This is a genomic window from Pseudomonas sp., assembly GCF_030150285.1.
Lineage (GTDB): Bacteria > Pseudomonadota > Gammaproteobacteria > Pseudomonadales > Pseudomonadaceae > Aquipseudomonas.
The window spans coordinates 1-14,631 of record NZ_JASLGE010000095.1 but is presented as its reverse complement, the minus strand read 5'-3'; the positions used below and the strand labels follow the sequence as shown (position 1 = coordinate 14,631).

General features: G+C 62.2%; 12 protein-coding genes. 9 read left to right on the top strand and 3 right to left on the bottom strand.

All coding sequences use genetic code 11. The annotated features are described in order from the left end of the window. Positions 1-9 precede the first annotated feature (9 nt). Entirely contained in the window at positions 10-1,599 is a 1,590-nt protein-coding gene (locus tag Q1W15_RS22430) for an aldehyde dehydrogenase (NADP(+)) (protein WP_300732696.1), read from the top strand. Positions 1,600-1,688: 89 nt separating this feature from the next. Here the strand turns inward: Q1W15_RS22430 and cadR are convergent, their stop codons facing one another. After that, positions 1,689-2,138 (bottom strand): Cd(II)/Pb(II)-responsive transcriptional regulator, encoded by a 450-nt coding sequence (gene cadR, locus Q1W15_RS22425; protein WP_300732693.1) that lies wholly within the window; start codon positions 2,136-2,138, stop codon positions 1,689-1,691. Positions 2,139-2,223: 85 nt separating this feature from the next. Between cadR and Q1W15_RS22420 the strand changes: the two genes are divergently transcribed. The 7 genes from Q1W15_RS22420 (at position 2,224) to Q1W15_RS22390 (ending at position 11,190) form a co-directional block, all read left to right on the top strand. After that, positions 2,224-4,497 carry a heavy metal translocating P-type ATPase gene (locus tag Q1W15_RS22420; protein WP_300732689.1) on the top strand — a complete coding sequence of 758 codons (2,274 nt, stop codon included), beginning with the start codon at positions 2,224-2,226 and terminating at the stop codon, positions 4,495-4,497. Between the two features lie 16 nt (positions 4,498-4,513). Further along, positions 4,514-5,377 carry a LysR family transcriptional regulator gene (locus Q1W15_RS22415; RefSeq protein ID WP_300732686.1) on the top strand — a complete coding sequence of 288 codons (864 nt, stop codon included), beginning with the start codon at positions 4,514-4,516 and terminating at the stop codon, positions 5,375-5,377. A 131-nt stretch (positions 5,378-5,508) separates the two neighbouring features. Further along, entirely contained in the window at positions 5,509-6,597 is a 1,089-nt protein-coding gene (locus Q1W15_RS22410; protein ID WP_300732683.1) for a putative 2-aminoethylphosphonate ABC transporter ATP-binding protein, read from the top strand. Next, the gene (locus Q1W15_RS22405) at positions 6,587-8,311 is read left to right on the top strand and encodes a putative 2-aminoethylphosphonate ABC transporter permease subunit (protein ID WP_300732678.1); all 1,725 of its coding nucleotides are present in this window, start codon (positions 6,587-6,589) and stop codon (positions 8,309-8,311) included. Before Q1W15_RS22410 ends, Q1W15_RS22405 begins: the two co-directional genes overlap by 11 nt. 26 nt (positions 8,312-8,337) lie before the next feature. Further along, a complete protein-coding gene (locus Q1W15_RS22400; RefSeq protein WP_300732675.1) occupies positions 8,338-9,360 on the top strand; it encodes a putative 2-aminoethylphosphonate ABC transporter substrate-binding protein in 1,023 nt (340 codons plus the stop codon). 145 nt (positions 9,361-9,505) lie between these two features. Beyond that, positions 9,506-10,633, top strand: coding sequence for a TIGR03364 family FAD-dependent oxidoreductase (locus Q1W15_RS22395; protein ID WP_300732672.1), 1,128 nt, complete (start codon positions 9,506-9,508; stop codon positions 10,631-10,633). After that, on the top strand, positions 10,633-11,190 hold the full coding sequence (locus Q1W15_RS22390; RefSeq protein WP_300732669.1) for a phosphonate degradation HD-domain oxygenase: 558 nt from the start codon (positions 10,633-10,635) through the stop codon (positions 11,188-11,190). Before Q1W15_RS22395 ends, Q1W15_RS22390 begins: the two co-directional genes overlap by 1 nt. A gap of 23 nt (positions 11,191-11,213) precedes the next feature. Here Q1W15_RS22390 and Q1W15_RS22385 read toward each other — a convergent pair whose 3' ends face one another. Both Q1W15_RS22385 and Q1W15_RS22380 read right to left on the bottom strand, forming a co-directional pair. Beyond that, positions 11,214-12,578 carry a GTPase/DUF3482 domain-containing protein gene (locus Q1W15_RS22385; RefSeq protein ID WP_300732666.1) on the bottom strand — a complete coding sequence of 455 codons (1,365 nt, stop codon included), beginning with the start codon at positions 12,576-12,578 and terminating at the stop codon, positions 11,214-11,216. Continuing rightward, complete coding sequence (locus tag Q1W15_RS22380) at positions 12,571-13,950, bottom strand: DUF2868 domain-containing protein (protein WP_300732663.1); 1,380 nt, start codon at positions 13,948-13,950, stop codon at positions 12,571-12,573. Before Q1W15_RS22380 ends, Q1W15_RS22385 begins: the two co-directional genes overlap by 8 nt. Before the next feature lie 90 nt (positions 13,951-14,040). Between Q1W15_RS22380 and Q1W15_RS22375 the strand changes: the two genes are divergently transcribed. Then, positions 14,041-14,553: a dihydrofolate reductase gene (locus Q1W15_RS22375; RefSeq protein ID WP_300732660.1), complete on the top strand. Its 513-nt coding sequence runs from the start codon at positions 14,041-14,043 to the stop codon at positions 14,551-14,553. Positions 14,554-14,631: the final 78 nt, after the last annotated feature.

Here is a 14,631-nt window from a genome sequence, read left to right as displayed (position 1 = left end):
CAACGATTTATGCAACTCACTGGCGAACAATTAATCGGTTATCAGGCCATCCGGGGCGACGGGCGTGAACTGCTGGGGATCAACCCCCATGACGGGCAGGCCATTAGCACCCCCGTTTTCAACTGTGCTACCCCGGCGCTTGTCGAGCAGGCCTGCGCACTGGCGGAGCAAGCGTTCGACCCGTTTCGCACCACCGATCCCGAGACCCGGGCTCAGTTTCTGGAAAGCATTGCAGACGGGATCATGGCGCTGGGCTCCACGCTGATTGAGCGAGCCCACCTCGAGACCGGTTTGCCCGTGGCGCGGCTGGAAGGTGAACGCGGCCGTACGGCCGGGCAACTGCGCCTGTTTGCAACGGTGCTTCGTCAGGGGCGGTGGCAAACCGCTACATTTGATTCGCCATTACCTGAGCGCCAGCCTTTACCGCGCCCGGATCTGCGCCTGTGCAAAATCCCCTTGGGCCCGGTGGTGGTCTTTGGGGCCAGTAATTTTCCGCTGGCGTTCTCCGTGGCCGGCGGGGATACCGCCTCGGCCTTGGCCGCAGGCTGCCCAGTGATTGTGAAAGCCCATCGTGCTCACCTTGGCACCTCAGAACTGGTCGGCCGTGTGATTCAGGCGGCGGCGCAGCGCCTCGAATTGCCCGAAGGCACGTTCTCTTTGGTGATAGGTGACGGCAGTGATGTGGGCCAGCAATTGGTCTCGCACCCAGCCATCAAGGCCGTGGGCTTCACGGGTTCTCGTGCAGGTGGCCTGGCGTTGATGCGGGCTGCAGCCGCGCGCCCCGAGCCCATTGCGGTGTACGCAGAAATGAGCAGCATCAACCCCGTCTTCCTGTTGCCGGGTGCCTTGGCGGCCCGGGCGGAACCCATTGCCACGGCGTTTGTGGACGCTCTGGTCATGGGCGCGGGTCAGTTCTGCACCAACCCCGGTATTGTGTTGGCAGTGGAAGGCCCTGACTTGGAGGCTTTTCTGGCTCGGGCCGGTGCGCACCTGTCAGAGAAGGGCGCTCAGACCATGCTCACGCCGGGTATTCACGCGGCTTATGAACAGGGTTTGAGCAAGATCTCGGGCCAAGCGTGTGTAGAAACGGTTGCGTCGGGGCAGGCTCACACCGGTGTGAGCCAGGCGCAAGGGCAGCTCTACCAGACGGCATTCGCCAATGTGTCGGCCAATGCCGGCTTGCTGGATGAAGTGTTTGGCCCGGCAGCCATCGTCATTCGCTGTGAACATGTTGACCAGATGCTGGCGTTTGCTCAGGCCATTGAGGGGCAATTGACAGCGACGCTGCACCTGGAAGACTCAGACCTGACGATTGCCCGGGGCCTGCTCGGGGCCATGGAGAAAAAGGCGGGTCGCATCCTCGTCAACGGCTTCCCGACGGGCGTGGAGGTGTGCGACAGCATGGTGCACGGCGGCGTCTTCCCCGCCACCTCGGACAGCCGCACAACCTCGGTTGGCTCAACCGCCATCGAGCGCTTCTTGCGCCCGGTCTGCTACCAGAATGTCCCTGACGTCTTGCTCCCACAGGCCCTTAGACAAGACAACCCGCTCAATGTATGGCGCCAGATCGACGGCAACCCGACGGCTCCCCGTCACTGATCAGTCGAACCAGCCGATGCAAAAAAACCAGGGCTGCGGCCCTGGTTCTTTCACGCCTCAAGTACCGATCTTGGCTTCGCAGAGAGGGCTCAATGCCCGTGGCTGCGGCCCACATGGCTGGGTTCGCCTTCCGGCGCGCTCACTGAGCCGCTGACTTCCAATTGCTGCAAAATCCCGCAATGTTCCCCGTTCGGCCCTTCGCTGCAGCGTTGGCGCAGGTCGAGCAGTTGCGCCTGCAACGCCAGCAAACTGTCGACCCGTGCCTTGACGTGGTGGATATGTTCGTCGATCAACGCATTCACGCTTTCGCATTGGTCCTGCGGGCTGTCACGCAGGCTCAGCAGGCTGCGGATCTCTTCCAGTGTCATGTCCAGGCTGCGGCAGTTGCGGATAAACGTCAGCCGTTCAACGTGTGCCTGGGTGTACAGCCGGTAGTTGCCTTCGCTGCGGGCCGGCTCTGGCAGCAGCCCCTCGCGCTCGTAATAGCGGATGGTTTCGACCTGGCAGTCAGTCAGTTTTGATAACTCACCTATCTTCATGACGATGATCTCCAAATAGGGGCTTGACCCTATAGTGGCTACAGGGTCTTTACTTGGCAACAGGCACCTTTCCTGGACGCAACCCATGAGCGACTCCGTTCACCACCCCAAAAAGACCGACGCTGGCCACGATCACGATCACGATCACGATCACGATCATGGCCACGCCCATGCCCATGCGCCCCATGCTCAGAGCTGCTGCTCGTCTGCCAAGGCGGCTCCGAGTGTGGTCAAAGTGAGTGCGGCCACCACGGCCGGTGCACGCTTGAGCCGTTTTCGCATTGAGGCGATGGACTGCCCCACCGAGCAAACCCTTATCCAGAACAAACTGGGCAAGATGGCCGGCGTGCAGCAATTGGAATTCAACCTGCTCAACCGGGTGCTGGGCGTCACCCATGACCTGCCAACCACCGATGCCATCGTAGAGGCCATCAAGTCGCTGGGCATGCAGGCGGACCCGATCGAGTCTGACGGCGATAACGCGCCTTTGCCACCGGCGGCCAAAAAGCATTGGTGGCCCCTGGCGGTGTCCGGCGTTGGCGCTTTGGCTGCTGAGGTGTTGCACTTCACCGAGGCCGCGCCCACCTGGGTCATTGCGCTGGTCGCACTGGTCTCCATCCTGAGCGGTGGTTTGGGCACTTATAAAAAGGGCTGGATTGCCCTGAAAAACCTCAACCTGAACATCAATGCCCTGATGAGCATCGCCGTGACGGGCGCGGTGCTGATTGGCCAATGGCCTGAAGCGGCGATGGTGATGTTCCTGTTTACCGTGGCTGAATTGATTGAGGCCAAATCCCTCGATCGGGCGCGCAATGCCATTGGCGGCCTGATGGACATGGCCCCGGATAAAGCCACCGTCCAGCAAGCGGACGGTACCTGGTTGGAATGTGACGTCAAGGAGGTGGCACTCGATGCCATCGTGCGCGTGCGGCCTGGCGAACGGGTCGGCCTGGATGGCGAAGTCATCGCGGGCCGTTCAACCATTGATCAGGCTCCCATCACGGGCGAAAGCTTGCCGGTGGAAAAAACCGTTGGCGACAAGGTGTTTGCCGGCACCATCAACCAGGCCGGTGCGCTGGAATATCGGGTGACGGCGCAGGCCAGCCATTCGACGCTGGCGCGCATTATTCACGCTGTCGAAGAAGCCCAGGGCGCGCGGGCACCCACGCAGCGTTTTGTCGACCGCTTCGCCAAAATCTATACGCCGGTGGTGTTTGCACTGGCCTTGGCGATGGCCGTTATCCCGCCGCTGTTTATGGGCGCAGCCTGGTTTGACTGGATTTACCGTGCGCTGGTGCTGCTGGTGGTGGCGTGCCCGTGTGCACTGGTGATTTCGACGCCGGTGACCATCGTCAGCGGCCTGGCCGCCGCAGCGCGTAAAGGCATTTTGGTCAAGGGCGGGGTGTACCTCGAAAGCGGCCATAAACTCGACTACCTGGCACTCGACAAGACCGGCACCATTACCCACGGCAAGCCGGTGCAAACCGACTATGTACCGCTGGACCCGCTGCATATCGACAGCGGCGTCGTGCTGGCCGCGAGCCTCGCCGCGCGTTCCGACCACCCGGTGTCATTGGCGGTGGCCAATGCGGCTGTGGATAAAAACCTGGCGTTACGCTCTGTGGATAACTTCACCGCCCTGGCCGGGCGCGGTGTCCGTGGCGAAATCGACGGCAAGGTTTACCACTTGGGCAACCACCGCTTGGTGGAAGAACTGGGCCTGTGTTCACCTGCGCTTGAAAAACAACTCTTCGCGCTGGAAGAGCAGGGTAAAACCGTGATTCTGCTGCTCGACAGCACAGGCCCGATGGCGCTGTTCGCGGTCGCGGACACCGTCAAGGCCAGCAGCCGTGAGGCCATTCGCGAGTTGCACGCGCTGGGCATCAAAACCCTGATGCTTACGGGTGACAACCCGCACACGGCTCGCGCCATTGCCGCCCAAGTGGGTATCGACGAGGCACAGGGTAATCTGTTGCCCGAGGACAAACTCAAGGCGATTGAAGCCTTGTATGCCCAAGGCCATCAGGTGGGGATGGTCGGGGATGGCATCAACGACGCCCCGGCACTGGCCCGCGCTCAAATCGGCTTTGCAATGGCGGCGGCCGGTACCGATACCGCGATAGAAACCGCTGATGTCGCCCTGATGGACGACGATCTGCGCAAAATACCGGCGTTCATTCGCCTGTCACGGGATACGGCCAGCATCCTGAAACAGAACATTGCCCTGGCATTGGTCATCAAGGCGATCTTTCTTGCGGTAACCTTCCTCGGAATGGCCACTATGTGGATGGCCGTGTTTGCCGACATGGGCGTGAGCTTGTTGGTGGTGTTTAACGGCTTGCGCCTGGTGCGCAAATAGACCAAGAGAGGCCGCAGTGCTGAGTGCCGAGCTGAAAGCGTTTTACCGGGTGGCCCAATTGGGCAGCATTACTCAGGCCGCCAAAAAGCTCGGGCTGAGCCAACCCACGGTGACCACGCAAATTCGCCAGCTTGAAAGTCAGTACGCGGTGGAGCTGTTCTACCGCGGCGGGCGGCGCTTGACCCTGAGTGACGAGGGCGTGCGCTTGATGCCGATGGTCAAGGCGCTGTTGCAGCAAGAAGCCAACATCGAGTTCTTTTTGCGCAACAGCGGCCAAGGCGTAGGCACCCTGCGCATTGCCGCAACCGCGCCGTATTACATCCTCGATCTGGTCAAAACCTTTCGTGAGCGTTTACCGCAGGTTGAGGTGTCGGTGGACATTGGCAACTCGCAGCAGGTGCTGGAAGCGTTGGATGAGTACCGCGTCGACATTGCGGCTTCATCACAATTGCTCGAAGACCCACGCCTGATACGCCGGGTACTGGGCACCGACCCGCTGGTACTGGCCGTGCACCGTAACCACCCGCTGGGGGCACTCGATCATGTGCCGCTTAGCGCGCTGGCCGGGCATTGCCTGTTGATGCGCGAAAAAGGCTCCACCACGCGCCAGCTCACGGAAACCCTATTGGCCACTGCGAACGTCGGGTTCGGGCCGCTATTGGAAATCGGTAGCCGTGAGTCGATCCGTGAGGCCGTGCTGCGCAATATCGGCATCAGTATCATTGCCCGACAGGAAGTCCCCCACGACCCACAGTTGCGCGTGCTGACCCTCGAAGGTGCGCCGCTGATCGCGGAGTATCTGTACTGCCTGAAAGAGCGAAAGTCAGCCCGTTTGCCTGCCGCATTTCTGGGCCTGGCGCAGGAAATGGCCCCCGCCTGACAACGACTCGTGCCTCCAAACCCCCACATCCAAAATTCACCAATACCGCTATCGGCAGGTTTTGCCTAACTGCCACACCGTGTACGCATTGCGTCTCTAGCATGGCCCCATCTGTTTGATGAGGTGCCTCCATGAACGGCTCGAATGCAACCCCTTTGACCCCGCCCGGCGTACCCATGACGGTGCGCGCTGTCAGCAAGCGCTTTGGTACCTTTACCGCGCTGGATGCGGTTTCGCTGGAGGTGGCGGCCGGCGAACTGGTGTGCCTGCTCGGGCCGTCCGGGTGCGGCAAGACCACGTTATTGCGTTGCATCGCCGGGCTCGAGCGCCAGGACAGCGGCGTGTTGTACCTGGGCGATCGCGATGTGTCTGACCTGGCCCCTCAGGCCCGTGACTACGGCATCTTGTTTCAGTCCTATGCGCTGTTTCCCAACCTGACGGTCGAAGCCAACATTGCCTACGGCCTGGCGGGCAGCAACCGCGACGTGGTGCGCAAACGTGTCGCTGAGATGCTGGAACTGGTCGGCCTCACCGGCAGCGAAAAGAAATACCCCGGCCAATTGTCTGGCGGCCAACAACAGCGCGTCGCCCTGGCCCGCGCCTTGGCTCCGGCCCCTTCGTTGCTGTTGCTGGATGAGCCCATGTCAGCGCTGGACGCCCGCGTGCGCGAGCATTTGTGCACCGAATTGCGCCAATTGCAGCGCCGCTTGGGGGTGACCACGTTGATGGTGACCCACAACCAGGACGAAGCCATGTTGATGGCCGACCGGATCGCCGTGATGAACCACGGCAGGGTCGAGCAGTACGACACACCCCAAGCGATTTATAACAAACCGGCCACGCCGTTCGTGGCCGAGTTTGTCGGGCAGGGTAACTGGCTGCCGTTCCAGCGCAGCAGCGACAGTCACGCCCGGGTCGGTGACCTGAGCTTGCGGCTGGCCGATGACGCCGGACGTGCGGCCTCGGGCCGTCTGTTTTGCCGCCCGGAAGCCATCAGCGTGAACCCGGTGCTGCATGAGGAAAACCTGTTTGCGGCGCGGGTGCATGACGTGACTTTTCTGGGCAATCGCTGCCGCATGAGTTTCGAACTTACCCAACTGCCGGGCCATGCGCTGACCGCCGAGATGGGTAGCCAGGACCTTTCACGCCTTGGCAGTCAGGACATTTTTGTAGCTCTACCGCCCAGCAGCCTCCAGGTGTTTGCCCAAGATGGCCGCTGAAATAGCCTTGCCAACGCTCAGCACCGTGCCCCGTCGGATCTCGAAGGCGGAACTGGGTGACCGGGTCTTCGTGATCGGTGGCAAATGGCTGCTGCTGTTGCTATTGATCTTGGCGGTGTTGATGCCGCTGCTGGCGATCTTCTGGCGCGGCTTTAGTGCCGACGACGGCCAAGGCGGCGGCTGGCTGGCGGCGCGTGAGCTGGTGACCAGCGACAACTTCCATTGGCTGGTGGGCAACAGCCTGAAAGTGTCGCTCAGCGTGGCGGCCATTGTTGTACCGCTGGCGTACCTGTTTGCCTACGCCCTGCAACGCACGTTAATCCCCGGCAAGCGTATTTGGCGGGGCCTGTCGTTGTTGCCGTTGATGGCACCGTCCATGTTGCCCGGTATCGCGCTGGTGTACCTGTTCGGCAATCAGGGCCTGTTGCGTGGGCTGATTTCAGACAACATCTACGGTTTCTGGGGCATTGTGCTGGGCGAGGCGATCTACACCTTTCCCCATGCCCTGATGATTTTGCTCTCGGCCTTGTCGCTGGCCGATGCGCGCCTGTTTGACGCCGCGTCCAGCATGGGAGCCGGGCCATTTAAAGCGTTTCGCAGCATCACGTGGCCCGGCACCCAACAGGCCGTGTTCGCCGCGTTTTGCCTGGTATTTACCCTGACCATCACCGACTTCGGCGTGCCCGTGGTGGTGGGCGGGGATTACCAAGTGCTGGCGCTGGAGGCCTACAAAGCGGTGGTGGGTCAGCAACAGTTTGGTCGCGGCGCGTTGATCGGCATGGTGCTACTGCTGCCCGCGCTGTTGAGTTTTGGCGTGGACGCCTGGTTGCGCCGTCAGCATGGCGACTCGATGAGTGGCCGCGCCCAAGTGTTCAAGCCGCTGCCTTCGAAAACCCGTGACCGCTGCTATTTGCTCATCGTGCTGCTGATCTGCAGCGTCTTGTTGCTGGTTTTCGGGATGGCCGTGTACTCGTCGCTGGTTAAATTCTGGCCGTACAACTTATCGTTGTCGCTTAAGCATTATCAGTTCAGTGACACGGCGGGCGGCGGCTGGTTGGCTTACCGCAATAGCCTGACGCTGGCGGTGTGCACGGCGTTGATCGGCAGCGTGCTGATTTTCACCGGTGCCTACCTGATGGAAAAAACCCGGGGTCAAAAGGGCCTTAACCTGGCGCTGCGCATGCTCAGTTTTGTGCCGATGGCCGTGCCGGGGCTGGTATTGGGCCTGGGTTACGTGTTCTTTTTCAACTTGGCCGGCAACCCGTTGCATGGGCTTTACGGCACCATGACGTTGCTGGTGGTGTGCACCATTGCTCACTATTTAACCACCGCCCACATGACGGCCACGACGGCTCTGCGCCAACTGGATGCCGAGTTCGAGGCCGCCGCGCTGTCGCTCAAGGCCCCGCTGTACCGCCATTACCTGCGCGTCACCGTACCGATTTGCCTGCCCGCGTTGCTGGACATCGTGCGCTATTTGTTTGTGTCAGCGATGACCACCGTGTCGGCCGCCATTTTCCTCTACAGCCCCGACACCCTGCTCGCGGCCGTGGCGGTGCTGAACATGGACGACGCCGGTAACGTCGGCGGCGCGGCGGCCATGTCGACTTTGATTCTGTTTACCTCCATCGGCGTTTCCCTGCTGCTGGCCTGGGCCTCGCGCGGCGTGTTGCGTCGCTCCCAGGCCTGGCGTCAAGGCGCGCCTGCGCAGTAACCCTCAACCCTCATAGGAACCGCACCATGTTCAAGCCATTGGCTCTTGCCGCTGCAGTCCTCACCGCTGTTAGCGTTAACGCGTTTGCCGCCAAAACCGAGTTGACGGTGTACACCGCCCTTGAAGCCGAACAACTGAAGACCTACAAGCAAGCCTTCGAAAAGGCCAACCCGGACGTTGAGATCAAGTGGGTGCGTGATTCCACCGGCATCATCACTGCCAAGTTGCTGGCTGAAAAAGCTCGCCCGCAAGCGGATGCCGTGTGGGGGTTGGCCGCGTCGAGCCTGGCGATTCTGGACCAGCAAGGCATGTTGCAGCCCTATGCGCCGAAAGACCTGGCCAAGATCGGCGCTCACTACCGTGACCCCGCCAACCCACCGGCCTGGGTCGGCATGGACGTGTGGGCCGCGACCATTTGCTTCAATACCATCGAGGCCGAAAAACAGGGCCTGACCAAACCCGTGAGCTGGCAAGACCTGACCAAGCCTGAGTACAAAGGCAAGATCGTGATGCCCAACCCGGCGTCTTCCGGCACCGGCTTTCTCGACGTGAGTGCGTGGCTGCAAACCTTTGGCGAGAAACAGGGGTGGGCGTACATGGATGGCTTGCACCAGAACATTGGCCAGTACGTTCACTCCGGCTCCAAGCCCTGCAAGTTGGCGGCGGCGGGGGAGTTCCCGATTGGCATCTCGTTTGAATACCCGGCCGTGCAGCTCAAGCGCCAGGGTGCGCCGCTGGACATCATCCTGCCTAAAGAAGGCCTGGGCTGGGAGATCGAAGCCACGGCGGTGATCAAAGGCACGCCGCATGCCGATGCCGCGCAAAAGCTGGCTGACTTCTCGGCCAGCCCGGCGGCCATGGAGCTTTATAAAGAGAACTTCGCGGTGCTCGCGCAGCCGGGCATTGCCAAGCCGCAGACCGAGTTGCCCGCCGACTACGAGCAGCGCCTGATTAAAAACGACTTCGCCTGGGCCTCAAAAAACCGGGATGAGATTTTGACCGAATGGCGCAAACGCTACGACGGCAAGTCCGAGAAAGTAGCCAAATAACGTTGCATAGATGCTAAACCCTGTAGCCGCTGCCGCAGGCTGCGATAAGGGCCGAAGGACCTTCGCGCTTGAAAAGCGCGACCCCTGCGGGCTCGATCGCAGCCTGCGGCAGCGGCGACAGGGCTGTGCCCTTCAGGACATGTTTATGACTCAACCCATTCTTATCGTCGGCGCAGGCATTCTGGGCCTGTCCCATGCGTATGCCGCTGCAAAACGAGGGCTCAAGGTGCATGTGTTCGAGCGCACCCACACGCCACTGGGCGCGTCGGTGCGCAACTTCGGTCAGGCGCTGGTTACCGGCCAGCCACCGGGCGTGATGCTCGACCTGGCCCGTGCCAGCCGCAGCATTTGGGCCGACTGGGCGCAACAGGCGGGGTTCGAACTCAAGCGCAACGGTTCGTACCTGTTTGCCCGCACCGAAGCGCAACACCACCTGCTCGAAGCCTTCTGCGAAGGCCGCGCCCGCGAATTCGGCTACCGTGCCGAACTGCTGCGCGGGGCTGAATTGCACGCGTTGTACGGCGGCCAATTCAGCCATCACCGCGCCGCGTTACACGGGCTGGACGACCAGCAGGTGTACTCGCGTGAGGCGATTCCAGCGTTGGTGCAGTACCTGCAACGCGACCTCGGTGTCGAGTTCCACTTCTCGACACTGGTGCGCGACGTTGAGCCCGGCCACATCCACACCACAGCGGGCAGCTTTAAAGGTGCCCAGGTGATTGTGTGTTCAGGGCACGACTATCACACCCTGCTGGCCCAACCGTTGGCCCAGCTCAACCCGCAGATTTGCCGCCTGCAAATGTTGCGTGTACGGCCCAAGGCCCCTTTGAACCTGCAACATGCTTTGCTCACCGGGTTGAGCTGTGTGCATTACGGCGCGTTTTCCGACCTGCCCGAAGCCGCCGCCGTACAGGCTGAAATCGTGCGTGACAGCCCGCATCTGGATCAACACGGTATTCATTTGTTAATCAGCCCTACGCCTTATGGCGAGTTGATCGTCGGCGATTCGCACGATTACGGCAGCGATCCTTCGCCGTTTAACGCCGAACAAGTGGATAACTGGATGCTGCAACTGTGCGAAGACACCTTGGGCTGTGAGGTGCAGGTGGTCGAGCGCTGGCAGGGCGTGTACGGCGCGCGCGGGGCCAAGCCGTTTACCTGGCTGCCCGTGGCTCCGGGCTTGAGCGCCGCCCTGATGCACACCGGCGTGGGCATGAGCGTTGGCCCGGCGATGGCCGAGCGCAACATGGCGCGCTTGCTGGAGGAGGCGTGATGACACCGGCACAACAGGCGGTAGCGCAGGTGTTTGCCTTGTATGAGCAGTTCGGCACTGACGATTACATCGGCGAACCGGTGTCACAACTCGAACATATGTCCCAGGCGGCGCAATGGGCGTTGGCCGAAGGGCATGACGACGAAGTGGTATTGGCCGCGTTCTTTCATGATATTGGGCATTTATGCGTCAAAGATGCGCCTAACATGGACGGATATGGCGTGGTCAGTCATGAGCAGTTGGGCGCTGATTACCTGCGCCGGGCGGGGTTCAGTGAGCGCTTGGCCAAACTGGTGGAATACCACGTACAGGCCAAGCGCTACCTGACGTTGCGTCAACCCGGCTATTACGACCTGCTGAGCGAAGCCAGCCTCAAGACGTTGGGTTACCAAGGTGGCGTGATGAGCGAAGCCGAGGCTGATGCGTTTGAGCAAGACCCGCTGTGCTCGCTTAGCCTGCGCCTGCGCCATTGGGACGAACACGCCAAGCAACGGCACGTCCCGATCATCGAGTTGCAATTGCTCAAGGCCAAAGCCTTGAAGCTGTTGAACACCTAACCCGTAGGCGCGAGCAAGCGCGCCTACAAGGTATTGGCCAGTAACTCGATCTGTTCCTGGCGCTCGGCCTGGCTCAATTTGGGGTGCGGGTTGAGCGACGACCATTGGGGGTGCGCGCGGGCCTTGTTAAGGGCTTCAGGCAATTTGCCTTCGCGCCAGGTTTTGTCTTGCGGGGTGTCGACCTTGATGCTGTCCACCGCCGCATGCCCGCGTGCATTCAGCGCGAACAGCAATTGACGTTGGCGCAAGGCCAGCAGCCGCAACACACTGTCGTCCACCGTCAACTCTCGCTGACCCTTGAGCTTGCCCAGCAAGCGGCTGCCATAACTGCGCGCGGTTTGCAGGGCACCCCCGGCAATGGCCCCGGCCAGCGCGGCGGCACCCAGGGTTAACCCGCCCACCATCAGGTCCACGCCCGCCCCGGCAGCGGCACCGGCCGCTATGCCGCCGCCCACGCGCACACCCAATTGCTTGAGGGTTTCGGGGTTGAACAAGTCATCGCCCCAGCGCCCGTCCAGCAACGGCAGGTCGCTGGCCGCGGCGTCATGGGGGCGAAAACCATACAGCTTGAGTAGCGACTCGACACAGCGTTGCTCGCGCTGGCGCACGGCTTCGCGCAGTTGATTGACGGCCTGTTGTTCGACGGCTTTCTCGCTGGCCACGCTGCGCCGGCACGCGGCGCAATCGATCAATAACTCAGCAATCAGGCGCAATGCGCTGTGTTTACGGGCGAGTCGCTGGGCCGCCAGGTCATCGATCAAGCGTTGCAGTGCGCCACGGGCGTGTTCCAGCAGCAACGCGAGGCTTTCGTAGAGGCGTCGCTCACCGTCTTCAGGGGGGGCCACGCTGTCAAAGCGCACCAGCGCATGCAAACCGAGGCGGGCCAGGGCGTCGCGCCACTCGGGCTCGCGGTGCTGGGGGCTGCTGACAAAGTTGAGCACGGGCAACAAGGGTTTGCCGCAACTGGCCAGCACGCTGAGTTCGTCGCGGTACTTGGCCAGCACCGGCTCACGGGCGTCGATCACGTAGAGCCCGGCGTCAGAGGCCAGCAACTGGCGCAGCACTTTGGCCTCTTGTTCGAACCGCTGGCGCGCTTCGCTGCCCTCCAGAAAGCGGGCGACCCGTGCCGGGCCGTCCAGCCGTACGCCGGGCGGGTCGAGGCGCTCCAGGTAGTCGAGCAGGGCAATGGCGTCTTCCAGGCCCGGCGTGTCGTACAATTCCAGCAGCGGCTCGCCGTCCACCGACAGCCGCGCGCCTTCAACGTGGCGCGTGGTGCTGGGGCGGTGAGACACCTCGCCAAAACCGACATCGCGGGTGAGGGTGCGCAGCAATGAAGTTTTGCCGACGTTGGTATGGCCAACCACCGCCAGCACAAGGGGCTTAGTCATGACCGGTCTCCAACCAGGTGAGCGGTGGGCTGGCCGCGTGGGGCAGCCCCAGTTGGTCCAGTGCGGTGTGCCAATCGCTGAGGCGATCGGCGTCCAGCGCCTGGCCGGGGGGGGCTTGCAGCAGCCAGATACGCGTGGCGGCTGCGCTGCGGGCCAGTTCGCCGATCAGCGCCAGGCTGCCGCGATCTGGCGAGCGCCGTGGGTCGCAGGCAATCGCCAGCCGCGCGGGCGGAAAGCGGGTCATTTGCTCCAGCAGTTTTTGCCGGGACTCGCGGCTGTCGAGGATGCCCGCGTCTTTGACCGTGGGCGCCAGCGTGGGCGGCCACGGCTGTTGGTCGTCCAACTCGATGGCAACGATCAGCGCGCCATCGGTGTTCACATCGCTCTGCCCGGCGTGCACGTTGTGCAACTGCTCGGGGGCGGCATCGTTGACCCCAAGGCGCTCGCTGCTCGGCATCAAGCGCTCGCGCAGTTGGCTGTAGCCCGGCAGGTTGAGATCCAGTTGCAGCGCGTTGCGCCCACGAACCCAGCGCCACTGGCAGAAGGCCGCGAGCAACAGGCGCGGCAACACGCCGTACACCACGACCACGCCCACCAGCCACACGGCCCAGGCCTGACGGACGGCTTCGCTGCTGTACGTGGTGTCGGTGCTGGCACGGATCATCGCTTCGGACGGCCCGGTAAACCCCAGCCAGCCGGGCAACGTGCCAAGGGCGCGGGTGGCGCTGACAAACACCTCGGCGCTCAGGATGGTGGTTTCCCAGATAAAGCCATATTTTCGGGCGGCCATTAACAGCAGCATCATCACCAGTGCGCTGACCATCGCCAGCAGCCACAACCCGTTGACCAGCGTGCCGAGGGCCCAGCGATTGAGCTTGCGCCGTTGCAGCACCAGCAGCAGCGCAGGCACCAGTTGCGCGGCCTTGGCATCGCGGGCCAGTTTTTCGCTCAGCCACAACCACAGCCGCCCCAGGGTTGCGCCGTGATCGCTGGCAAACAGCAGGCCCAGCAACCAACTGAGCAATAGCAGCAGGTTGAGCCCTAGTAGGCTGCCGAGTGCCCAGAACACATTGACCGGGGTTTGCCCATTGCCTAGCGCGGCGAAAGCCAGCCCCGCGCCGCTGATGATGGCCAGCACCGTGAGGGCCAGCAGAGCCAGGCGCGCGCCTTGCAGCCAGTGCTGCAGCGCCGTGGTCAAACCATCGCGCTCGGCTAGCCACAGGGCACGGTGTTGCAGGCGTGTGGCCAAGTCGCCGCCCAGCGCGCGGGCACGGCGATTGGCTTCCAGATCATCCAGATTGCCCGCGTGTTCCTCGCGCAGGCGCACGGTTTCAGTCAGCCACAGGCGTTGCAGAGAAGTGAGTTGAGTCACAGGCCAGTCCATTCAAGTGAACCCAGAGCATAACCGCTGTGAGTCAGGCGGGGTACTGCCGACGCGGGTCGCTCTGGTATCCTCGACGTCATGAAAAAAACCCTCCCCCTTAGCCTGATCGCGGCACTTGCTGAAAACCGCGTAATTGGCGTCGATAACAGCATGCCGTGGCATTTGCCGGCGGATTTCAAATATTTCAAGGCCACCACCCTGGGCAAGCCGATCATCATGGGTCGCAAAACCTGGGATTCGCTGGGCCGCCCGCTGCCGGGCCGCCTGAATCTGGTGGTCAGCCGTCAGGCCGGCTTGCAGCTGGACGGTGCCGAAGTGTTCGCGTCCCTTGAAGCGGCGGTTGAGCGCGCGGAAGCCTGGGCTGTAGAACAGGGCGTGAGCGAAGTCATGCTGATTGGCGGCGCGCAGTTGTACACGCTGGGGCTGGCCGATGCCGACCGCTTGTACCTGACGCGCGTGGGCCTGAGCCCGGAAGGGGATGCGTGGTTTCCTGAGTTTGATCAGGCGCAGTGGACCCTGGTATCAGAAGATAAACAGGCTGCCGCAGAGGGCAAGCCGGCGTTCAGCTTTGAAGTGTGGGAGCGGCTGTAAGTCGCACTTCACATCCCCGTAGGAGCAGTCGGTCGACGCTCGATTGCTCGCGATCTTTTAATGATCAAAAGATCGCGA

Coding starts and splice junctions, on each gene's coding strand:
- Q1W15_RS22405 (WP_300732678.1), top strand. CDS start 6,587: ATGGCCGCTGAAATAGCCTTGCCAACGCTCAGCACCGTGCCCCGTCGG.
- Q1W15_RS22385 (WP_300732666.1), bottom strand. CDS start 12,578: ATGACTAAGCCCCTTGTGCTGGCGGTGGTTGGCCATACCAACGTCGGC.
- Q1W15_RS22410 (WP_300732683.1), top strand. CDS start 5,509: ATGAACGGCTCGAATGCAACCCCTTTGACCCCGCCCGGCGTACCCATG.
- Q1W15_RS22395 (WP_300732672.1), top strand. CDS start 9,506: ATGACTCAACCCATTCTTATCGTCGGCGCAGGCATTCTGGGCCTGTCC.
- Q1W15_RS22390 (WP_300732669.1), top strand. CDS start 10,633: ATGACACCGGCACAACAGGCGGTAGCGCAGGTGTTTGCCTTGTATGAG.
- cadR (WP_300732693.1), bottom strand. CDS start 2,138: ATGAAGATAGGTGAGTTATCAAAACTGACTGACTGCCAGGTCGAAACC.
- Q1W15_RS22400 (WP_300732675.1), top strand. CDS start 8,338: ATGTTCAAGCCATTGGCTCTTGCCGCTGCAGTCCTCACCGCTGTTAGC.
- Q1W15_RS22420 (WP_300732689.1), top strand. CDS start 2,224: ATGAGCGACTCCGTTCACCACCCCAAAAAGACCGACGCTGGCCACGAT.
- Q1W15_RS22430 (WP_300732696.1), top strand. CDS start 10: ATGCAACTCACTGGCGAACAATTAATCGGTTATCAGGCCATCCGGGGC.
- Q1W15_RS22375 (WP_300732660.1), top strand. CDS start 14,041: ATGAAAAAAACCCTCCCCCTTAGCCTGATCGCGGCACTTGCTGAAAAC.